Annotated in this window: 20 protein-coding genes; 1 reads left to right on the top strand and 19 read right to left on the bottom strand. The window is 63.1% G+C overall.

The genetic code is table 11. The annotated features are described in order from the left end of the window. Positions 1 to 260 precede the first annotated feature (260 nt). Both tyrS and ONR57_RS20295 read right to left on the bottom strand, forming a co-directional pair. Complete coding sequence (tyrS, locus tag ONR57_RS20300; protein ID WP_279347975.1) at positions 261 to 1,547, bottom strand: tyrosine--tRNA ligase; 1,287 nt, start codon at positions 1,545 to 1,547, stop codon at positions 261 to 263. 29 nt (positions 1,548 to 1,576) lie between these two features. Next, positions 1,577 to 2,194 (bottom strand): DNA-3-methyladenine glycosylase, encoded by a 618-nt coding sequence (locus tag ONR57_RS20295; RefSeq protein ID WP_265125487.1) that lies wholly within the window; start codon positions 2,192 to 2,194, stop codon positions 1,577 to 1,579. A 126-nt stretch (positions 2,195 to 2,320) separates the two neighbouring features. Between ONR57_RS20295 and ONR57_RS20290 the strand changes: the two genes are divergently transcribed. Continuing rightward, entirely contained in the window at positions 2,321 to 2,749 is a 429-nt protein-coding gene (locus ONR57_RS20290) for a hypothetical protein (protein ID WP_265125486.1), read from the top strand. A gap of 3 nt (positions 2,750 to 2,752) precedes the next feature. Here the strand turns inward: ONR57_RS20290 and ONR57_RS20285 are convergent, their stop codons facing one another. The 17 genes from ONR57_RS20285 to infC form a co-directional block, all read right to left on the bottom strand. Beyond that, the gene (locus tag ONR57_RS20285) at positions 2,753 to 2,971 is read right to left on the bottom strand and encodes a Trm112 family protein (protein ID WP_265125485.1); all 219 of its coding nucleotides are present in this window, start codon (positions 2,969 to 2,971) and stop codon (positions 2,753 to 2,755) included. A gap of 28 nt (positions 2,972 to 2,999) precedes the next feature. Further along, positions 3,000 to 5,981, bottom strand: a complete 2,982-nt coding sequence (locus ONR57_RS20280; protein WP_265125484.1) for an AMP-binding protein — start codon at positions 5,979 to 5,981, stop codon at positions 3,000 to 3,002. Positions 5,982 to 6,087: 106 nt separating this feature from the next. Further along, positions 6,088 to 7,521 carry an argininosuccinate lyase gene (gene argH / locus ONR57_RS20275; protein ID WP_265125483.1) on the bottom strand — a complete coding sequence of 478 codons (1,434 nt, stop codon included), beginning with the start codon at positions 7,519 to 7,521 and terminating at the stop codon, positions 6,088 to 6,090. A gap of 9 nt (positions 7,522 to 7,530) precedes the next feature. Next, positions 7,531 to 8,730: an argininosuccinate synthase gene (locus ONR57_RS20270; protein ID WP_265125482.1), complete on the bottom strand. Its 1,200-nt coding sequence runs from the start codon at positions 8,728 to 8,730 to the stop codon at positions 7,531 to 7,533. A 62-nt stretch (positions 8,731 to 8,792) separates the two neighbouring features. Next, positions 8,793 to 9,305 (bottom strand): arginine repressor, encoded by a 513-nt coding sequence (locus ONR57_RS20265; RefSeq protein ID WP_265125481.1) that lies wholly within the window; start codon positions 9,303 to 9,305, stop codon positions 8,793 to 8,795. Continuing rightward, a complete protein-coding gene (argF, locus tag ONR57_RS20260) occupies positions 9,284 to 10,207 on the bottom strand; it encodes an ornithine carbamoyltransferase (RefSeq protein WP_265125480.1) in 924 nt (307 codons plus the stop codon). Before argF ends, ONR57_RS20265 begins: the two co-directional genes overlap by 22 nt. After that, positions 10,204 to 11,427 (bottom strand): acetylornithine transaminase, encoded by a 1,224-nt coding sequence (locus ONR57_RS20255; RefSeq protein ID WP_265125479.1) that lies wholly within the window; start codon positions 11,425 to 11,427, stop codon positions 10,204 to 10,206. Before ONR57_RS20255 ends, argF begins: the two co-directional genes overlap by 4 nt. Beyond that, positions 11,424 to 12,377, bottom strand: a complete 954-nt coding sequence (gene argB / locus ONR57_RS20250) for an acetylglutamate kinase (RefSeq protein WP_265125478.1) — start codon at positions 12,375 to 12,377, stop codon at positions 11,424 to 11,426. Before argB ends, ONR57_RS20255 begins: the two co-directional genes overlap by 4 nt. 38 nt (positions 12,378 to 12,415) lie before the next feature. Beyond that, positions 12,416 to 13,675 (bottom strand): bifunctional glutamate N-acetyltransferase/amino-acid acetyltransferase ArgJ, encoded by a 1,260-nt coding sequence (gene argJ / locus ONR57_RS20245; protein ID WP_265125477.1) that lies wholly within the window; start codon positions 13,673 to 13,675, stop codon positions 12,416 to 12,418. Further along, positions 13,672 to 14,709 (bottom strand): N-acetyl-gamma-glutamyl-phosphate reductase, encoded by a 1,038-nt coding sequence (gene argC, locus ONR57_RS20240; RefSeq protein WP_265125476.1) that lies wholly within the window; start codon positions 14,707 to 14,709, stop codon positions 13,672 to 13,674. The genes argJ and argC overlap by 4 nt, the downstream gene beginning before the upstream one ends. A 48-nt stretch (positions 14,710 to 14,757) precedes the next feature. Continuing rightward, positions 14,758 to 15,252 (bottom strand): hypothetical protein, encoded by a 495-nt coding sequence (locus ONR57_RS20235; protein WP_265125475.1) that lies wholly within the window; start codon positions 15,250 to 15,252, stop codon positions 14,758 to 14,760. 81 nt (positions 15,253 to 15,333) lie between these two features. Beyond that, positions 15,334 to 17,829, bottom strand: coding sequence for a phenylalanine--tRNA ligase subunit beta (gene pheT / locus ONR57_RS20230; protein WP_265125474.1), 2,496 nt, complete (start codon positions 17,827 to 17,829; stop codon positions 15,334 to 15,336). A gap of 33 nt (positions 17,830 to 17,862) precedes the next feature. Then, entirely contained in the window at positions 17,863 to 18,885 is a 1,023-nt protein-coding gene (pheS, locus tag ONR57_RS20225; RefSeq protein ID WP_265125527.1) for a phenylalanine--tRNA ligase subunit alpha, read from the bottom strand. 163 nt (positions 18,886 to 19,048) lie between these two features. Next, entirely contained in the window at positions 19,049 to 19,864 is an 816-nt protein-coding gene (locus tag ONR57_RS20220; protein WP_265125526.1) for an RNA methyltransferase, read from the bottom strand. Between the two features lie 45 nt (positions 19,865 to 19,909). Continuing rightward, positions 19,910 to 20,299, bottom strand: coding sequence for a 50S ribosomal protein L20 (gene rplT, locus ONR57_RS20215; protein WP_265125473.1), 390 nt, complete (start codon positions 20,297 to 20,299; stop codon positions 19,910 to 19,912). A gap of 77 nt (positions 20,300 to 20,376) precedes the next feature. Further along, positions 20,377 to 20,571, bottom strand: coding sequence for a 50S ribosomal protein L35 (gene rpmI, locus ONR57_RS20210; protein ID WP_265125472.1), 195 nt, complete (start codon positions 20,569 to 20,571; stop codon positions 20,377 to 20,379). 155 nt (positions 20,572 to 20,726) lie between these two features. Further along, positions 20,727 to 21,332: a translation initiation factor IF-3 gene (infC, locus tag ONR57_RS20205; protein ID WP_265125525.1), complete on the bottom strand. Its 606-nt coding sequence runs from the start codon at positions 21,330 to 21,332 to the stop codon at positions 20,727 to 20,729. Positions 21,333 to 21,455 lie beyond the last annotated feature (123 nt).

The following is a 21,455-nucleotide window of genomic DNA, read 5'->3' as shown; positions in this document are numbered from 1 at the left end:
CCAGGCCCAGCCCCCTCAGGGCACAGCCACCAATCCTAACCAGGTTCCGGGCAGAGAGTCAAACCAGCGAATCTTCCAGATTGTCAGCTTGGCTTCCGCTCGGTGGCTTGGGCTCCTTCCGGAACCGGCCTCCCCGTGTCGGCGGCGAAGAGAAAGTTACACAGAACGCGGTGGGAACACAAATCCGCTGGTCAGAAGCATTTGGTCAACCACACTCTGGCCCGGCCGGGATTCCCGCCGCGTTCACAGATGGTCAACACTCACGCTTCGCGCCGTATTCCCGCAAAGTGCCGCTTACCTTTGCGGACGACGAGCCACCGCCCGTGTAGCCAGTGCGCATCGGTGGGGACCCACCCCTCATCAGCAATCTTCTCGTTGTTGATGGAGGCACCGCCCTCACGGACCGTCCGGCGTGCAGCGCTCTTCGAGTCAACGAGCCCACTGGAGACCAGCAAATCGATAATCGTGCGAGGCGCCTCGTGACCTAGTGGTGCGACTGATGCCTCCGTCAGCGCTGCTTCGAGGGTTGGCTCGTCGAGTTCCCGCAGGTCCGCGCGACCGAACAGGGCCTGGGAGGCGTGTTCCACGGCGACGGTGTTTTTCTCGCCGTGCACCAGAGTGGTCATCTCGCGGGCAAGCCGCTTTTGCGCCAGGCGCAGGTGCGGCGTTTCCGCGGTTTGGCGCTCGAGTTCGTCTAGTTCCTCTTTGCTCAAAAACGTGAACCACCGCAGGTACCGGACGACGTCCGCGTCCGCGGTGTTGACGAAGTACTGGTACCAGGCGTACGGACTTGTCATTTCTGGATCGAGCCAGAGGCTGCCACCACCGGTCGATTTTCCGAACTTCTTGCCGTCGGAACTCGTCACCAAGGGAACCGTGAACCCGTGCACGTGGGCACCGTCGAGCTTGCGAACAAGGTCGACACCGCCGACGATATTTCCCCACTGGTCAGAGCCGCCAACCTGAAGAACACAGTCATGTTCTCGGCGCAGGTGCACAAAATCATTTGCCTGAAGGAGCATGTAGGAGAACTCGGCGTAGGAAATGCCGTCTGACTCCAGTCGTCGCTTGACTGTGTCACGCGCCAGCATCACGTTGACTGAGAAGTGCTTGCCAATATCGCGCAGGAACGAGATTACCGAGAGCGCGCCAGTCCAGCTCATGTTGTTAACGATGACTGCGCCGTTCGGCCCGGCATCAAAGTCCACGAAGCGCTCGAGCTGGCCTTTGATTCGTTCTGACCATTCAGCGACTGTGGTTTCGTCGTTCATCGAACGCTCTCCCACATCACGGGGATCGCCGATCAAGCCGGTGGCGCCGCCTGCTAGCACGATGGGCCGGTGGCCAGCCTCCTGGAATCGGCGCAGAACAAGCAGCGGAATCAGGTGACCCGCGTGCAGGCTTGCCGCTGTGGGATCGAATCCGGCATAGAGCGTCACCATGCCCGCCTTCAGCCGCTCGCCGAGAGCATCAAGGTCGGTGGATTGTGCGATCAGGCCGCGCCATGTCAGTTCTTCCAGGATGTCGTGCGTCACGAGACAGATCATCCCTAATCGCTGGCGGTGACGCCACTCGCTCAGTCAGTTGTTGCGCGCGTGTGCCTCCGGTAGCGGGACACAGCGGGGTGATCTTCGAACCAGAAACGCCATTGCCGGTCCGCGGCTTTGCTGACACCCACACGAGGCCCGGCATGGATATCACCGCTGAACTGAGTGATCGACAACGTGACCCCAGAATCACCGGAGATCACGTCGGTTCCCTGGTCATCGAGCGTGATGCCCAGGGCTTGCACAAGATTGGCAGGACCAGACGCGAGACCGCTTGGAGCAACTCCGGCGCGGCGGCGCACTCGCGCACGCTCGACTCCTGTAGTCAGCGCTGCGGCGCGGAGCAATACGGCGCCCGCGTGCCCGTCGGGACCAAAAGACACGTTCGCGCAGAGGTGCATTCCGTAGATTCGATAGACATACAAGCGACCCGCTGGCCCGAACATCACAGGATTTCGGCCGGTGCGTCCCGGATACGCATGGGAGGCCGGATCAGGCCATGGCCCCGCCCTATCACTTCCGTAGGCTTCGACTTCGACAATCGTCGCTGCACAGTCCCTGACTTCCAGCGAACGCCCCAGCAGAGCTGACGCAGCTTGCGGCGGATCCGCACGGATCAGCAGTTCCCGCAAGTCTTCGGGTGTCATCACGTCCCTCATCATTGTGTGCACCATCATCGTCATACGACGCATCGCACGGACGAACGGTTCCCGCGAATAGTTGTCCACAGGGATAACTCCAAGCCTCCGCCATACGATGCAACGATCACCGGCATGACTACGCCTTCATCCCCACTGCACGGTCTCCTTGAGACTCCCGTCCTTACCGATGACGACATGCACGCGCGCATCGTCACGATCGTCGGGCCAGCCATGTTCCCACAGTTGTGGCTACTTTTCTTCACCCCGCTGGGGTACCAACTGCCACTTGTCGTACCGCTCGCTGACCCGGAAGAAGGACTGCCCGAATCCGAACAATGCGAAGTAATGCTGAGTGCCCTCGCAGGCGCCGCACGCGAGATGGCGGATCACCCGTGCGGCGTGCTCGTCATAGAGCGTCCAGACCAGACCACCATCCGAACACGCGATCAAAAATGGGCTAGGCGCCTGCACTTCGCGTCGAACACCGTGGGTCTGCCGCTGCGCGGAGCGTATATCAGCCTCGCTAGCGGAGTCCGGCCGCTCCCGCTCACGCCGGGTTAAGCGTCAGCTCGCAGTCTCTGCCTCAGCGCGGCGAACGTATTCTTGATGCTCCTCGTCAGTGGCGTCCCGGGCTTCGTCGATGAGCAGCACGGGAATCCCGTTCTCGATTGGATACGCCCTGCGCAACCGCGGGTTGTAGAGCACTTCGTCACCAACGAGAAGCAACGGCCCGTGGTCCTGCGGGCAAGCTAGGACATTCATGAGGATCGGATCCAGAGTCACGACGACTACCCTACCTTCGCTGCTTCACTCAGTTGCCTGCCGCGAAACGTTTACGTGCGGCCTCAGTAAGTCGGCGATACTGGTGGCTTTCCGGGTCGTAGTACCACGAGTGGACACCAGCGCCTGGTACTCCCTGCTCCACAAGAGCTTGCCGTTTCGGCCGGTACCAGGCCGTCACCGGGATGTCGTCTACAACGTGGACGATATCCGGCCGCTGACCTTCCGGAAGAATCGACAGCGCCGCATCCAGGTTTCCAGGCTTCACTTCTGGCTTCTGTGCGGCATTCTCGGGCATCCACGTACGCAGCGCCAGAGCTGCGACAACGAGCGTACGGCCGCCTGTACTTACTCCATAAACGACAGCGAGGTCGAGCGCATCGATATCGGAGAGAGCATCTTCGATCGGCAATGCGAACACCACCCCACGATCGGTGCGGATGACGGAGTTTCTGTTGTCGACCATCCAGTAGTCGCCGTCACTGTCGCGCCGGAAAAGGTGGTCCGTAGCAATCCATGTGTCACCCGCCCGGAATACACCACGGATTTCGTTTGCCGTCAGCTCCACGCCCGCTCGCGGATGCGCGAGAAGCAGCCCCACATCTCCATCCTCAGCCAGGGTCACGAACCCTCGCTCGTCTTCGATGAAGCGATCGTTCTCGACGTCGTAGGCAGCGAGGCGGATGGTGGCCGAACCTGGGATGGGCCGACCTTTAGCACCCGGCTTGGACCCGGAGATATTCGCCAGTACAGCTTCGCCTTCCGTCGACGCATAGAACTCGACGACGTTCGCGGGTGCGAACCGCTCAACGACCCGGCGCCACAGCGCGGCAGGCATGCCCGACCCGATAAAGAGCCGGATAGGGTGGTGCCGCTGAATCTGAAGGTCTTCAGCGGCGACAAGCTCCCTGAGCAGCGTCCACGTATACGAAACAACCGTGACGCCGTAACGGTGAACCTCTTCAGCGAATTGATTCGGGTCAAACCCTCTGCTGAGCGCAACCCGGGCGCCTCCGGCCACAGCACCACCAAGTGCCATGAGCAGACCGGACGGGTGATGCAGAGGAGTCAAGCAGTACACAGTGTCGCTCTGGTTCAGCGATGCTGCAGTGGCTGTGCCGAATGCCGACAGCGCCCACCTGTGGTTCGTGATGAACTGCGGTTCTGTGTGCCCGCTCGTGCGAGTGAAGACGATGAACGCCAGATCGCTGGCTAGACCAGGGTCTGGGCGATACCACGCCGGAAGGCGCACCGCGTCGGGATCGATCTGCTCCATGTCAACGACGTCAGAGTCCTCTGTGAGGCCAAGGTCACGCGCCTCGCCGCCCCCGAGCACAAACACACGCACCCCCGTGGCGGTGGCATCGTCGAGATTCGGCGGGTCGGCGACGATCGCCGAGACCTCACCAATCCTGATTGCTTCATCGAGGTCGGTGCCTGGCTGCAGCAGCACACTCACAGCCCCGAGCCGGGACAGCGCCGCAATAGCTGCCAGGGCACTGGGCCGGGTCTCCATCAGCACGCCGATATGGCTCCCCTGCCTCACACCCACGGAGATGAAGCCACGCACCACATTGTCGATGCGCTCGTTGACCGCGGCATGCGTGTGTACTCGATCGTCGAAAAGAAACAGTTCGCCCAGCGGATTGCGCTTGGCTTGCTCGGCAAGGAGCAAGCCAAGCGACATCCGGGTGTGCGCCTGCATCACGCCGAGCCGCGCGAGCTTCGGCAAGGTGCGCATCGCCTCCCCCGTGACTTCTTTGGTCGAGCGGGCAGCGCCAACGGTGGCACCGATGACATCCTGAGCGACGCCGAAACCGATCTCGGCCACTTGGCTTGCACTCGTCACAAGCCGCTGTGCGACCGTGTACTCGCCGTCGGCCGCCTCCTGCGCGTCGTCAGTCATCTGGTTGACTATCGGCGGTTTTGCGCCAGCGTTCTCCTGCCACCTCACCCATTCCGCGACCGTGGGCCACGTATGGGTAGCCGCGCTGGATCCGACAACGAGCCCGAAATGGCCAGCGCGCAGGGTAGCTTCGTGCACATCCGAACGCGGCGCTGCGCGCCGGATAGCCCGCACCGCACGCGGCTGACCTATGTCATCATTTGTACCCACAAAGACCAGTACGGGGCAGGTGATCTCGGCCAGGCTAATGAGCCGGTCATCCACGACAAAGCCGCCAGTGATCATGCGATTGTGCACCACGAATTGCTTGAGCAATTCCGCGATCGCGGGCCCCGACCACGCGACCCATCCTTCAGCCTCAAGGAAGCGCCGCTGTTTCTCTCGCGGCAACAACGCCTCTCGGTCATGCAACTGCAACAAGAAGTCGACGCGAGACTTGAGTGTCTTGACAGGGTCGAGCATCTGGAAGCCCGTTCGCGCCATCCAGCTTGGCAGAGCCAGTCGGCTGAACACATGGTCAGCAAGAAAATCCGCGCCTTTCGACGCGAGTCCCACAGGGATACCAAGAGGCAAGGCGACGGCATCCACCGGCGAGCCGAATGTGATGACGCTTTTGAGCCCCACCGAACGCCGGTATGCGGCAACTTGATAGCAGAACATCCCGCCCTGCGAATAGCCGGCCAGGTGTACGTCCCGCCCGGTGTGCTTGCGTACCAGGCTGACGACCTCGCTCACCGCGACAACGTGATCGGCCAGATTCCGCGTGAGGCCACCAATCTCCCGATCCGGGGAACCGAAGTCCACTACCCAGGGATCGAGGCCCTGCGCGTGGAGAACCCCCACCGCGCCTTTGTCCTGCGTGACGTCATAGACGTCTGCTGCCACCATCATCGGTGGTACCAGCACCACCGGCACACGGTCCTTCAGATTCTTGGTCTGCGGGAAGTACCGCCGCAGCCGGAACATCGGCCGACGCTCTACCACTATGTAGGGCGAAGCGTCTTCCCCGGTGTCGAGCCCACCGAAACGGATGACCTCGAGGCCGTTCTGCGCGGTAGCTAGCACGCGATGCACCGGCGATGTCAGCGTGCGGACTTTGATCGGCACTCAAGACCTCCGTATCCTCTCCGGGCGCATACGCGTCCGGATCCAGTCACGGGAATCTTCGCACATCACCCACGCTGTGCGCAGCCAGGTTAGTGAGACACTCGCCTCACTCCGGCAACGGCTGGGCCCATACACGCAGCGCCGCAGCCTCCTCGCGGACACGCTTCAACTGTTCGAGCACGCGTTCTCCCGCTGTGCCGCCACGAGCGTTACGCGACGCGATCGAACCCGCCACTGTCAGCACCTCGCGGACCTCTGGTGTGAGATTCGGGTCGATCGCGGCGAACTCCGCATCCGTCAGTTCGTCGAGCCCCACGCCGCGCCCCTCCGCTGCCCGCACACACGCACCGGCTGCTTCATGCGCTACACGGAACGGAACCCCTTGCCGCACAAGCCATTCTGCGATATCAGTCGCCAGCGTGTAACCAGCTGGCGCAAGTTCGGCCATACGCGACTCGTTGAATGTGAGGGTTTTCGTCAAACCAACGATCGCGGGCAGCAGCAACTCAAGCTGCGCAACTGAATCAAAGACCGGTTCCTTGTCCTCCTGGAGATCGCGGTTGTACGCAAGCGGCTGCGCCTTCAGTGTTGCGAGCAGGCCAGTGAGATTACCGATGAGACGACCGGATTTGCCGCGTGTGAGCTCGGAAACGTCGGGGTTCTTTTTCTGAGGCATGATCGAGCTGCCCGTCGACCACGCGTCGGCAAGCGTCGCGTAATTGAACTCCGGAGTCGTCCAGATGATGATTTCTTCTGCCATCCGCGACAAGTCCACGCCGATCATCGCGAGTACGAACGCCGCTTCCGCGGCGAAGTCCCGCGACGATGTCGCGTCGATCGAATTCTCGGCGGCAGCCGAGAAACCCAGGTCGGCAGCAATCGCATCTGGGTCCAGGCCCAGCGAGGAACCGGCGAGCGCCCCTGAGCCGTACGGCGATACCGCGGCCCGCCGGTCAAAGTCCTGCAGGCGCTGCACGTCCCGAAGCAGCGGATGCGCGTGCGCGAGCAAATGGTGCGCGAGCAAAACCGGCTGTGCGGCCTGCAGATGCGTCTTCCCGGGCATCACTGCCGCGGGATGGGCGGCAGCCTGCTCGGCCAGAGCGTCAACGACTTCGAGCAATCCGGCGGCGATCCGCCGGGACGCGTCACGCAACCACATACGAAACAGGGTTGCGACCTGGTCATTTCTCGAGCGGCCAGCCCGCAGCCTGCCGCCGACCTCCGGCCCTGCACGCTCAATCAAGCCCCGTTCGAGAGCCCCGTGCACGTCTTCATCCGCCTCTGCTGGCGCAAAGGCACCACTGGCGACGTCACTGGCGAGCTGATCGAGACTCTCGGTCATCGTGACGAGGTCGGCGTCGCTGAGCAGCCCGGCGCGGTGCAGCACCTTCGCGTGCGCCTTCGATGCCCGAATGTCATACGGGGCGAGCGCCCAGTCGAAGTGGGTGGACTTGCTCAGCGCCGCCATGGCCGCGGCCGGTCCCGATTCAAACCGGCCGCCCCAGAGTGCACCTTCGTTGGTTCCGTGTTGGTCAGCCACGCGAATGCCTTACTGGCCGAGATCGCGCTTGGCCGCGACCTTGGATGACAAGCCGTGAATCTGCACGAAGCCTTTCGCGAGTGACTGATCGAACGTATCGCCCTCGTCGTAGGTGGCGAGATTGAAGTCGTATAGCGACTCGTTGCTTCGGCGCCCGTTGACGACGGCACTGCCCCCATGCAGCATGAGCCGGATGTCGCCGCTGACGTGTTCCTGGGTGTTCGCGATGAATGCGTCGAGCGCGTACTTGAGCGGTGAGAACCACAGGCCGTCGTACACCAGCTCACCCCAGCGCTGTTCAACCTGCCGCTTGAACCGCGCCAGCTCACGCTCGTTCGTCACTGCCTCGAGTTCCTGGTGCGCCGTGATGAGCGCGATCGCGCCGGGCGCCTCGTATACCTCGCGGCTCTTGATGCCGACAAGGCGGTCTTCGACCATGTCGAGGCGGCCGACACCGTGGCGCCCCGCGCGCTGGTTCAGCTCCATGATCGCTTCGAGAACAGTGACGGAGCGGCCGTCGATCGCGACTGGGACGCCTTTGTCAAAGGTGATGACGAGTTCATCGGGGGCCTGCCAGTGCGCGGTGGGATCTTCGGTGTAGTCGTAGACGTCTTTGGTGGGGGCGTTCCAAAGATCCTCGAGGAAGCCGGTTTCGACGGCACGGCCCCACACGTTCTGGTCGATTGAGAACGGTGATTTCTTCGTCACCGTGATCGGGATGCTGTTTTGTTCCGCAAAGGCGATCGCCTTTTCACGCGTCCACGCGTAGTCGCGAACCGGCGCAATGACGTTGAGGTGTGGCGCGAGGGCGCCAATCCCCACCTCGAAGCGGACTTGATCATTGCCTTTACCAGTGCAGCCGTGGGCAACGGTGGTGCCACCGTGCTCCCTCGCGGCTTCGACCAAGTGCTTGACGATCAGCGGCCGGGAGATCGCCGATACGAGCGGATACCGGTCCATGTAGAGCGCATTGGCCTGAATAGTGGGCAGGCAGTATTCGTTCGCGAACTCGTCGCGGGCGTCCACGCAGATCGATTCGACCGCACCGCAGTCGAGAGCGCGCTGACGCACAACCTCCATATCCTCGCCGCCCTGGCCAAGGTCGATGGCGAGAGCGACGACTTCGGCGCCCGTCTCCTTCGCGATCCAGCTGATTGCGACGGAGGTATCCAGACCGCCTGAGTAGGCGAGGATCACGCGTTCTGCCATGGTGTCCTGACTCCTTTAGTCGTAGCTCTTACGTTTAATGCGTTTACGTTCAACTCTGGGCGTTATGCGAGACCTTCGAGCATCGCAGCCACCTCCACACCCAGGTGAGGTTCTCGCGCGATTACGACGATCGTGTCATCGCCGGCGATGGTTCCGGCAATTTCCGGCAAGGCCGCTTTGTCAATCGCGCTCGCGACAAATTGTGCCGCACCAGGCGGGGTTCTTAGTACCGCGAGATTCCCGCTGGGCTCGGCTGATACTAAGAGGTCACCTAGCACCCGCGACAACCGGTCGGTTCCTCCTGTAATGCCCCGGACTGGGCTGCCATCTTCTGGCACCACATAGACGCCAGTCCCGCCATCGGCTGCACGCAACTTCACGGCCCCAAGTTCCTCGAGGTCGCGCGACAGCGTGGCTTGTTTGACGTCTATGCCTTCCGCAGCGAGGAGCCGCGCGAGTTCAGTCTGGCTGCGGACCTGATGCTGTGCCAGCAGTTCAACGATGCGCGCCTGGCGTCCCGCGCGACTCGCCGCGAGGGACCTGCCCGGTTCGCTCACTGATGATCCAGCAGCCATGCGAGTAGTGCCTTCTGTGCGTGCAGCCGGTTTTCAGCCTCATCCCACACGACGCTGTGCGGTCCATCCATCACATCGTCAGTGATCTCTTCGCCCCGGTGTGCAGGCAGGCAGTGCAGCACGATCGCGTCCGGGTTCGCATGTTTGAGCAGTTCCGTGTTCACCTGATATGGCAGGAACGGAGCTATCCGGTCGAGTCCGTCGGCCTCCTGCCCCATCGACGTCCACGTGTCCGTGACGATAACGTCCGCTCCGCTCACCGCAGCAACTGGATCGGCAACGACTGCAACCGCAGCGCCGGTCTCCTCGGCGCGGCTGTGGGCGGCCTCAACAACTGCCGGGTCGGGTGAGAACCCCGCGGGCGCGGACACGGTCACGGAAATGCCCGCTGTCACTCCCCCAACCATGAGTGAATGCGCCATGTTGTTCGCGCCGTCACCGAGGTACGTCATTCGCAACCCGCGCAACCGGCCCTTGTGCTCGGCGATGGTCTGCAGATCCGCGAGAACCTGGCAGGGGTGGAACTGATCCGACAGGGCGTTGACGATTGGGACAGTCGCTGATTCCGCCATTGCCTCGAGCCGCTCCTGTCCGAACGTCCGCCACACAATGGCGTCGACATAGCGGGAGAGCACACGCCCGGTGTCTTGCAGTGACTCATCCCGGCCCAGCTGTGTCGAACGCGATTCGACTACCACCGCATGCCCGCCGAGCTGGGCGACTCCGACTTCGAAGGAAAATCGGGTGCGGGTCGAGTTCTTGTCGAAGATGACGGCCACACCCCGTGGCCCTTCGAGCGGACGCTGCGCAAAAGGCTGCAGCTTCATCTGCGCCGCGAGTGCGAGTACCTCCGCCTGTTCGGCTGGCGTCAGGTCATCGTCGCGCAGAAAATGCCGAGTCATGCTTGTCCTTCCTCGAGGGCCTTATCCAGGATTGCAGGAAGCGCACTGATGAACCCGCGGACCTGAGCCTCCGAGATGACGAGCGGCGGCGCGAGACGGAGCACCGATGGCTGAGCGGCGTTAAGCAGGTATCCGCTTTCGCGCGCGGCCGCCTCAGCATGCTTCGCGACGGGTTTGGTGAGCACGACGCCCAGCAGCAGGCCGGCTCCGCGAACAGAGTCGACCAACTCGTGACCCATACCTTCGATCTCGGCGGACAGAAGCTTACCGAGCCGGTCGGAGTGCGTGAGTAGGTCGTCCTCGTCGATCGTGCGCAAAACCGCGAGCGCAGCAGCAGCGCACACTGGGTTGCCGCCGAAAGTGGAACCGTGGGAACCCGGCCCCATGAGTTCTGCCGCGGCTCCCGTTGCCACGCAAGCGCCTATTGGCAGGCCGCCGCCGAGTCCCTTCGCGAGTGTCATGACATCTGGCGTAATTCCGGCCGCCTGGTGAGCGTAAAACCATCCGGTGCGGCCCATGCCCGTCTGCACTTCGTCAAGGACGAGGAGCGCGCCGTGGTCGTCAGTGAGTTTCCGCGCCGCCGCGAGGTACCCCTCTGGCGGCACGACGACACCGGCTTCACCCATCATCGGTTCAAGGATCACCGCGGCGGTGTCGTCGTCGATGGCTGCCGCTAAGGCTTCAACGTCACCGTAGGGAACGTGAACCACACCAGGCACCAGCGGCTCGAACGGCGCTCGCTTGCCGGGTTGTCCAGTCAGCGACAGCGCACCCATCGTCCGCCCGTGGAATGCCTCCTCTGCCGCGATCACTTTGGTGCGGCCTGTGCGGCGCGCGATCTTGAATGCGGCCTCGTTTGCCTCAGCGCCGGAATTGCCAAAGAAGACCCGCCCCTCGCAACCAAGCCGGGCCAGCAGCAGTTCCGCGAGTTCGATGACGGGCGTACTCATGTACAAATTGGACACGTGGCCGAGTGTCGCGAGTTGGGTATTCACGGCGGTCCGAACGGCAGGGTGGCCATGGCCGAGAATGTTGACGGCGATGCCACCAAGGAGGTCGAGATAATCCCTGCCGTCCGCGTCCGTGACTACCGCTCCACTGCCACGGACAAGCGCGAGGCGGGGCACACCGTAGGTGTCCATGATCGCTTCGGACCAGCGGCGCTGCAACGCCGCGCTATTGCTGCTGCCGTGCAGGTTCGGTCCCTGAGCGGCACTCATGTCCCCACCAGGTCCTGGGGCACAGTACCGTCACCGAGAGTAACCATTGTTCCAATTCCTTTTTCAGTGAAGATTTCCAAGAGAACGGAATGCGGTACCCGGCCGTCGATGACGTGAGCGGATGGTACGCCGCCACGCACCGCTCGCAGGCAGGCCTCCATCTTGGGGATCATGCCGCTCGCCAGGTTCGGCAGCAGCTGTGTGAGCGCACCGCTGTCGATCTCGCTGACTAGCGAATCCTTATCTGGCCAGTTCGTGTAAAGACCTTCGACGTCGGTGAGCACGATCAGCTTCTCGGCACCAATCTCCTCCGCGAGCGCAGAGGCCGCGGTATCGGCGTTGATGTTGTGCACGACACCGTTGCGGTCCGGAGCAATCGTTGAAACCACGGGGATCCGCCCGGCGGCAACCAAGTCCAGCACGGCGGCAGGGCTCACCGCTGATACATCGCCGACGAGCCCGATATCGACGGGTTTCCCATCGATCATGGCGGACCGCTTCTGCGCGGTGAAGAGATGCGCGTCCTCGCCAGAGATACCGACCGCATACGGCCCATACTCATTGATAAGGCCAACGAGTTCCCGCCCCACCTGGCCGAAAAGGACCATCCGCACGATATCCATGACTTCCGGCGTCGTGACGCGGAAACCACCGCGGAACTCACCCTCCATTCCGAGGCGCTCCAGCATCGCGGTGATTTGTGGCCCGCCCCCGTGCACCACAATCGGGTGAATTCCGCAGGTCCGCAGGAATACCATGTCTGCCGCGAACGCGCGCTTGAGGGTGTCGTCGACCATCGCGTTACCGCCGTACTTCACGACGATCGTCTTGCCGTGAAACTTCTGCAGCCAGGGCAGCGCCTCTGCGAGCACGTGCGCCTTGTCCAGCGCAGTCAGGTCATCACGGACCCCAGTCTGCGGAGAGATGGTGTCCGTCGATTTGTCCGCCACTTCAGTTCACCCGCCTCAGAGTTTGCGTACTGCCAGTGTCACGACGAGTACGCGGAATTCTCTTCCACGTACGCGTGTGAGAGATCAGTCGTACGAACCGTCGCTTCACCAGCGCCGATGCCCAACTCGACACGTACTGCGATGTCTGTGCCGCTCAAATCGATGCTGCGTGCACCCGGAGCTCCAACACCGTTCTTACACACAGCCTGGCCGTTGAAGTAGACGCTGATGCGGTCGGGGTCAAGCGCGATGGGCGCGATGCCGATGGCCGCGAGGACCCGGCCCCAGTTTGGGTCGGACCCGAAGAGTGCAGTTTTGACGAGATTGTCCCGAGCGATGGCACGGGCACCTGTGAGGGCTTCACTTTCACTCGCCGCACCCGCCACAGTGACCCGAACCCGTTTCGTCACGCCTTCGGCGTCGGCCATGAGTTGCTCGGCGAGGTCGTCGCAAATCGCTGAGACCGCCTCGGTCAGAGCCGACTGGCTTGGCGCCACCCCACTCGCCCCTGAAGCGAGTAGCAGCACGGTGTCGTTGGTCGATGTCGCGCCGTCGACATCAAGCCGGTCGAAACTGTACTTCGTCGCGTGGCGCAGCGCGGTCTCTAACTGTTCACTGGTCGCGACCGCATCGGTGGTAACGACGCAGAGCATGGTGGCGAGAGCTGGAGCAAGCATGCCCGCACCTTTCGCCATACCCCCGACCGACCAGCCACCCTCATGGCGCAAACAGGCCTCTTTGGGCACAGTGTCGGTCGTCATGATCGAGGTGGCCGCATCGGTGCCAGCCTGAGCATCGTCAGAAAGCTGCTGGACGGCAGTCCGCACGCCGCCAAGAACAGCGGGCATCGGCAGTAGGTCACCGATCAGTCCGGTGGAGCACACCGCCACCTCGACGGCACCCGTTTCGGTGCCTCCCGCGGTGAGAGCCGCTGCCACTTCCTCGGCGGTGTGGTGCGTATCAGCGAATCCCCGCGAGCCGGTACATGCATTGGCACCGCCCGAGTTGAGGACAACGGCCCGCAACTTGCCCGTGGTGAGGACCTGCTGAGACCACAGCACAGGCGCGGCCTTCACTTTGTTCGTGGTGAAGACACCAGCGGCGAAACGGTCCGGTCCCCGGTTGAGGATGACGGATAGATCTCGTGCACCGGACTTTTTGATCCCCGCAGCGACCCCCGCCGCCGCGAATCCCGCAGCTGCGGTGACCCCTGCTGAGCGCTGCACCGCGGCACTCAGCGCGCTCACCGCCGCAGCTGACTGACCGGCAGGAAATTGCGAGGCGTGAGGTCCCGTCATGGCGCTACTCCCACTGTCGAAAGCCCGGCCGCCTCTGGCAGCCCAAGCGCGATGTTCATAGACTGTACGGCCCCGCCTGCGGTGCCCTTCGTCAGGTTGTCGATTGCGGATACGACGACGAGACTGCCTGCAGCGTTATCAACGTGCACGCTGAGATGGACCGCGTTGGACCCGAGCACCGCGCTCGTCTGTGGCAGACGCCCAGCGGGCAGCAGGTGCACGAATGGCTCGTCGGCATATGCCTTTTCGTACACTTCCCGCGCCTGAGCGTCAGAAGCCGTCGTGGGAGCGACGCATGTCGCGAGGATGCCACGCGCCATGGGGGCAAGGACCGGTGTGAACGAAACGGTTACCTTCTCGCTGGTCAGACTCTGGAGATTCTGGCGGATCTCCGGGGTGTGCCGGTGTACACCGCCGACGCCGTAGGCCCGCGCAGACCCCATTACCTCCGAGCCGAGAAGATCCGTGCGCAATGAGCGCCCCGCACCGGACGCGCCGGTTACCGCGACGATTGTCACGGACGGCGTTACGATTCCCGCCGCAACCGCTGGCGCCATCGCGAGCGACGTCGCAGTGGGATAGCACCCGGGTACAGCGATTCGCGTCGCGCCACGCAGCGCCGCACGAGCGTCCGGCAACTCCGGCAGACCATACGGCCAGGCCCCCGCGTGCGGGGAACCATAGAAGGTCTCCCAGTCATCCGAGTCACGCAGCCGGAAGTCTGCCCCGCAGTCGATAATCGTCGTGCTAGCTGGCAGCTCTCGCGCGAGGGCCGCGGAGTGGCCGTGCGGCAGTCCCAAGAAGATGACGTCGTGCCCTGCCAGTGAGTCGATCGAGGTGTCTTCGAGAACACGGTCAGCCAGCGGCAACAGGTGTGGGTGGTGCTCACCGAGCGTCGACCCCGCGTTGCCGCCCGCGGTGAGCGCGCCGATCTGCAGTGTTCCGTCGAGATACGCCGGGTGACCCAGCAGCAGCCGAAGGACCTCTCCTCCCGCATACCCGCTGGCACCTGCGACGGCAATCCTCGTATTCATGTGATGATTATGCACATATGTGAAACTTTATTCAACTCGAATATTTGGCTACTTCTGCATCAGTCCGCGAATCTGATTGAGCCGTTCCCGGGCTGCTCGCGCACGAGCCTCCCACTGTTGCTCCAGGGAGCGATCTTCTGCCTCTTGAATGGCGGCATCAGGGGCCCCGATCGCCACCGCGAAACGTGCGGCGATCTTGTCCCGCACTCTACTGAAGGTGGGAATGCCGTCCTTCGTCCAACCAGGCTCAAGCGCCGCGTCGCCCGTGGTTCCCGGGTCTTCCAGCGGGGGCACCTCACCCACTGGCCCCTCTGAAACATCACGTGGTGCCACAACTCCGCCGGCCACCGAGATACTTGCGTCATCTGTCCCCTCGACCGGAGCGGGACCCGCGATCGCTGACAACTGCGCTACTTGATGCAGCGCCCGCAAATGCGAGCGGTGCACGGTAACTTCTGCGACCAGCTCGGACAGATCGTGATCCGACAACTCCCCCAGCCGCGCGAGCAGCGCACCGAAGTCTGCACCTGAATCAGTCGCCATGATCAAGCCCTCCTCCGCATGGTTGCATCAAGGATACGTCTGAAGCACCATACCCACCGGAAGGAAGTAGTATCGGCCCCGTCAGTGGCGCAATTCCGCACCCACACGCTCCTGTGCAGTCGCCACAGCCTGATCCCGCGCCGAAGTAGCTTCGTCTTCGGTGAGTGTCCGGTCAGGCGCGCGGAAACGCAGCGAAAAAGCGAGAGACTTTCGGCCCGCACCAATCTGCGCGCCGGTGAAAACGTCAAACAGGCGAATTTCCTCTAGAAGCGATCCGGCTCCTTCTCGCAGCGCAGCTTCGACGGACGCGGCAGGAGTGTCTGTATCCACCACTACAGCGACATCTTGATGCACCGCCGGGAACACCGAAAGCTGCGGCGCAGGCAGGTTCTCGCGCACCGGCAGACCGTCGAGCTCCATCTCCATGGCACACGTGCGCGGAGGCAGGCCCATCGCCTCCAGCGCAGCGGGGTGGAGTTCACCGGCATGCCCGATAACGACACCGTCGACCAGGAGTTCTGCGCAGCGCCCAGGGTGCCAGGGCAAGTACTGCGCTGCGCGCCGCTCAAGAGTGACACCCGCCGAGTTCGCGATGAGTTCCGCAGCCGCGAATGCATCCACCGCATCCGCAACGCGTCCCTTGCCCCACGGGCCCGCGGGTTCGCGCAGCCCGGTAAGGACTACTCCCACACGAATCGGCTGGTGCGGCAAGGAGGCGAACAGCTTATCGACCTCGTTGACGCTGGGCCGACGACCCACATCCAGCATCTCGACTGGCCCGGTTTCTGGCCCGGGAAGCACTACCTGGCCGATCGTGAAGATCGACAGGTCACGCTGCCCGCGCGCAACGTTGCGCAATGCCACGTCGAACAAGCCGGGCAGCAGTGTTGTCGCGAGCGCTGGCCGTTCGCTGTCTAGCGGGTTGAGCACTTTCAGCGTGTTTCGCCGCGGATCATCGGCGTCGAGCGACCACTGATCGAACATGGAAACGGACATAAACGGTGATGGCTGCACCTCAACGTAACCGGCATAACCGAGGCCCCGGCTCACGGCGCGGCGCCGCTTCTGCAGCGGGGTGAGGCCCTGGCCGGACGGAGCCGCCGGCAAAACGGAGGGAATGACGTCAAGCCCTTCGAGGCGCAGCACTTCTTCAACAAGGTCGGCGGGCAGGGTGAGGTCGGGCCGCCAGGTCGGCGGCGTCACGAGCAGCGCAGTTTTCCCGTCAGCCAGCGGTTCTTCGAGCACCGTCGCGCCAATTTGTTCGAGCCGGAACTGCGCCGCACCAGGGCGATAGGTAACCCCGGCCACGCGTCCGGGAAGCTCCGGGTCGATGCGTATCGTCGGCCGTTCCGGAACGAAGCCGATGTCGGTCAGCACCGGCTCAACGATGCCGCCCGTGATTTCGGCCAGGAGAGCGGCGGCACGGTCAAGCGCTGCGACTGTCACCCCAGGATCAACGGAGCGCTCGAATCGCCTGCTTGCTTCGCTGGACACTTTATGTCGCCGCGACGTTCGGAAGACCGCCAGCGGATCCCAGCACGCCGCCTCGAGAAGCACGTCGGTCGTCTCACTCGAAACCTCCGTGCTAGCACCGCCCATCACGCCGGCGAGCGAGACCGGCCCCGTGCTGTCGGCGATGACGACATCCTCGGGGTCGAGCTCCCGCACGACGTCGTCGAGCGTAGTGAGCGTCTCTCCTCCCTCAGCACGCCGCACGACGAAGTCACCACGGACCTTTTCAGTGTCAAACGCATGCAGTGGCTGGCCAAGCTCAAGCAACACGTAGTTCGTGACGTCAACTGCCGGGGAGATCGCCCGGATCCCCGATAACAGGAGCCGGCGCTTCATCCACCACGGCGTCACGGCCTGCGTGTCGATTCCGGTGACTCTCCGCAGCGCGAATCGCATCGCACCCGACTCTGGGGCGACCGTGACTGCCCACGCCTCATCTACAGACTGCTCACCGGCTGGATCGGGCACATCCGCCGGGTCTTTGAAATCGAGACCCCAGCCGCAGCTTAGTTCCCGGGTCAGCCCCCGCACCGATAGACAGTAGCCACGGTCCGGTGTGACCGCTAGCTCGATGACGTGGTCGTCGAGACCCGCAACGGCATGGGCATCAGCACCCGGTTCAGCAGCCCCGGGAGACAGCACCAAGATGCCCGAGTGGTCACGCCCTATTCCAAGTTCGCTTGCTGAGCAGATCATCCCCTCTGACACGCGCCCATACGTGGAACGCGATGCGATGCGGAAATCTCCGGGCAGCACCGCCCCGGGCAGCGCGACGATCACCAGGTCGTCCGGGACGAAGTTCTGGGCGCCACACACGATGCCCCGCGGTTCAGTCTCTCCGACGTCAACCGTGCAGAACCGGATCGGTTTCTTGAACCCCTCGAGTTGCTCGATTGTGAGGACCCTGCCGACAACCAGCGGGCCAGTCACCGGACCCAGCGCGGCAACATCTTCGACTTCAAGACCCACACCGACGAACCCAGCATCGAGTTCCTCAGCGGTCACCTGCCACCCCGGGTTGGCACGCTGAATGACCTCAGTCAGCCAGGACTGCGCTACTCGCACGTGAACTCGCTTCCCATCCGTGAAGAATCGTCGTTAACCCTGCACACCGAACGGCAACGTAAACCTGATGTCACCCTCGACGATGTCGCGCATGTCCGGGATTCCGTTCCGGAACTGCAGCGTGCGTTCCAGCCCCATCCCGAACGCAAACCCGGAGTACACCCCAGGGTCGATGCCACTGGCTCGGAGCACGTTCGGGTGGACCATGCCGCAACCGCCCCACTCGACCCAGCCGGGCCCGCCCTTCTTCCGCTCGAACCACACGTCGACCTCAGCGGACGGTTCAGTAAAGGGGAAATAGTTGGCGCGCATACGCGTAATTGCCGCAGGGCCGAAAAGCGCGCGCGCGAGCGCATCGAGAGTTCCCTTGAGGTTTGCCATCGTCAAACCCTTGTCGACTGCGAGGCCCTCCACCTGTGAAAACACTGGTGTGTGCGTCGCGTCAAGTTCGTCGGTCCGGAACGTCCGGCCCGGGCACACCACGTAAATCGGCACATCACGGGTCAGCATGCTGCGGACCTGCACCGGTGACGTGTGGGTGCGCAATACCTGGCGTGAGCCTTCCGGCGCGATATGGAAGGTGTCCTGCATCGTGCGGGCCGGATGGTCGGGCAGGAAGTTGAGGGCATCGAAGTTCGCATGCTCGGTCTCGACCTCGGGACCTTCCGCGACCTCCCAGCCCATGGCTACGAACACGTCGCAAATCTCTTCGGAGATGGTGGTGATTGGGTGGCGTGCGCCCTGCGGAGCGCGTGCCGCGGGGAGCGTAACGTCAATTGTTTCCGCAACCAGCACCGCCGCGTCCCGTTCCGCATGCAACGTTTCCGACCTCGCCTCGTACGCGTGCTGCACGCGAGCGCGATAGACGTTGACGCGCTTACCCGCATCGGCACGGTCGGTTTTCGGCAGCGTGCCGAGCGCGCGGCGCGCGAGCGCGATGGGAGCCTTGTCACCGAGGTGCTGGGTCTTCGCGTGGGCGAGCGCGTCCAGGGATGCGGCAGACTCGAACGCTTCCTCAGCCGCCACCGCCGCAGCGTCGAGCGCTTCCTCACTCAGGAGCTGCGCGGCGTCAGCGCCGTAGTCTCCTGAGCCAGAATTGTCGCGTTGTGCGGACTGCTGAGGATGGTTCTGTGCCACGATCCGTCTCTCTCCTCACTAATGTGCTGTGCCGATGTTATGCGAGACGACTCGCATCCCCGCAATTGCTGCTCCCATTCCCTCACTCACGTCTCACAAGCCTTGCACTCTCGTACAGGCAGAGCGCGCCTGCCGTCGCGAGGTTGAGGCTCTCCGCACGCCCAAAAATGGGAATACGCACCGTGAGATCCGCAACACTGAGCACTCCTGGCGGCAAACCATGCGCCTCGTTGCCGAGCAGCCAGGCGACGCGTCGCTGCGGCCCGATCTCCGGCTGCAGCCCGAGCTGAGGAAGTGCCACGTCACCCTGCGCTGTAGTGGCAAGCACAAGAAAGCGCTGCTTCCGCATTCGATCGAGAGCATCGGCCGTATCGCGGGCACGTACGACGGGGATGTGGAAGAAACTTCCCGCGGTGGCCCGGATCACCTTGCCGTTATAGGGATCCACGGACTCACCAAGCAGCAGCACAGCGTGTGCGCCTGCCGCATCAGCCACCCGGATGATCGCCCCGGCGTTCCCTGGGTCGTTCACGTCAATAAGCACCGCCACAAAAGCAGACTCACCTGCGACGCTGAGCACCCGGTCTAGCGTGTGTTGGGACTGCTCGCACACCGCCACCACACCCTGTGGAGTAACGGTCTCGGAGAGACCGTTCGCTACCCGATCCGAAATCTGCCACACCCGAATGTCCCGCGACTGTGCCCGGCCGATGATGTCCGTGTAGCGGGCAGCGGCCTCGGCGGAAACAAATATTTCCCGGGCGACACCGCTGTCAATCGCACCGCCCGCTGCGTTCGCGCCTTCCGCCAGGAACAGGCCCGTGGCGCGCCGTTCACTGGCTTTCACCAGCTTCAAAGCCGACACGACCCGTGGATTTCGGTCAGAGATCGTATCCACGGGTCGTGTCACTGGAGTTTTCTGCAGGTTCCGGTCCGCCAACTGTCAGGCTGCGTCCTCGGACGGCGCATTCACGTCTGCAGGCAGGGCATCCTTCGCGACCGCGACGAGTGCGGTGAAGGCGTCAGGATCCGAGATAGCAATCTCAGCCAGGTTCTTACGGTCCACCTCGACACCAGCGGCCTTCAGGCCCTGGATCAGGCGGTTGTAGGTGATGTCGTTCGAGCGGGCTGCCGCGTTGATACGCGTGATCCACAGCTTTCGGAAGTCACCCTTACGCGCGCGACGGTCCCGGTACGAGTATGTCATCGAGTGGAGCATCTGCTCCTTGGCTTTGCGGTAAAGGCGTGACCGCTGTCCGCGGTAGCCTTTGGCGCCCTCGAGGATTGTCCTGCGCTTCTTCTGAGCGTTGACCGCTCTCTTAACGCGTGCCACTAGTTTGTCCTGTCAGTTCTCTGGGGTCGGCTCGACCCAAATGTGGTCTATTGCTGTTTCAGCGTTCGTACCCGGCCTCAGAGGCCAAGCATCCGCTTGATGCGGGGCGCATCGTTGTCGCTTACCGTGGTAACGCCCTCGAGGCGGCGTGTCTGACGGCTCGACTTGTGCTCAAAAAGGTGGCGGCGGTTCGCACGCTGACGGAGCAGCTTCCCGGTGCCCGAAACCTTGAATCGCTTCGAAGCACCGCTGTGGGTCTTGTTCTTCGGCATGAGTTTGTCCCTCGTTCTTCGTTCGTTTGGCACAGCGTGCTGTGCTTAGCCCCCGAGGGGGCACGCATGTCTATTGACGTCTGGCTGCGCAGGTCATCCCGCGCGAACGCGCCGCACGTCTGGAGTTTGCGCGCGGTGGCACGAACCGCTGCTCGCTAGCTCGCCTCAGCGGGCCCAGCTGCCTCGTCTTCACGCGGCTCGCCACGCGCTGCCCGCCCGGCAGTCTGCTGAGCCTTGACTCGTGTCTTCTGCCCCCGGTGCGGCGCCAGGACCATGGTCATGTTCCGGCCGTCCTGCCGGGCTGATGTCTCGACGAACCCTAGTTCGGCAACGTCTGCGGCGAGCCGCTGAAGGAGACGGAATCCGAGTTCCGGGCGCGATTGCTCACGGCCGCGGAACATAATGGTGACCTTCACCTTGTTACCAGCGTCGAGAAACCGCACGACATTACGCTTCTTGGTCTCGTAGTCGTGATCATCGATTTTCGGGCGCAGCTTTTGTTCCTTGATGACAGTCTGCTGCTGGTTCCGGCGGGATTCACGAGCCTTCTGCGCCGCCTCATACTTGAACTTGCCGTAGTCCATGATCTTGCAGACTGGCGGACGAGCATCAGGGGCAACTTCGACGAGATCCATGTCCGCATCGAGAGCAAGGCGCAGTGCATCTTCAATCCGCACGATTCCCACTTGCTCGCCGTTCGGCCCTACCAGCCGAACCTCGGGAACACGGATGCGGTCATTGATGCGGGTCTCAGTGCTGATGGGGCCTCCTCAGTTAACGGTTCGGTCGTGACCAGCGAACCCTGCCCCAACAAAGAAAACCCCTGACTCGATACGGTACGTATCGAGCGGGGCCCATTTGCCGACCGATCACTGCTGAGACAT

The organism is Hoyosella sp. YIM 151337, from assembly GCF_026041215.1.
Taxonomy (GTDB): Bacteria; Actinomycetota; Actinomycetes; order Mycobacteriales; family Mycobacteriaceae; genus Hoyosella.
Note: the sequence above shows the minus strand (reverse complement) of the source record. Positions and strands in the feature narration are given on the sequence as shown.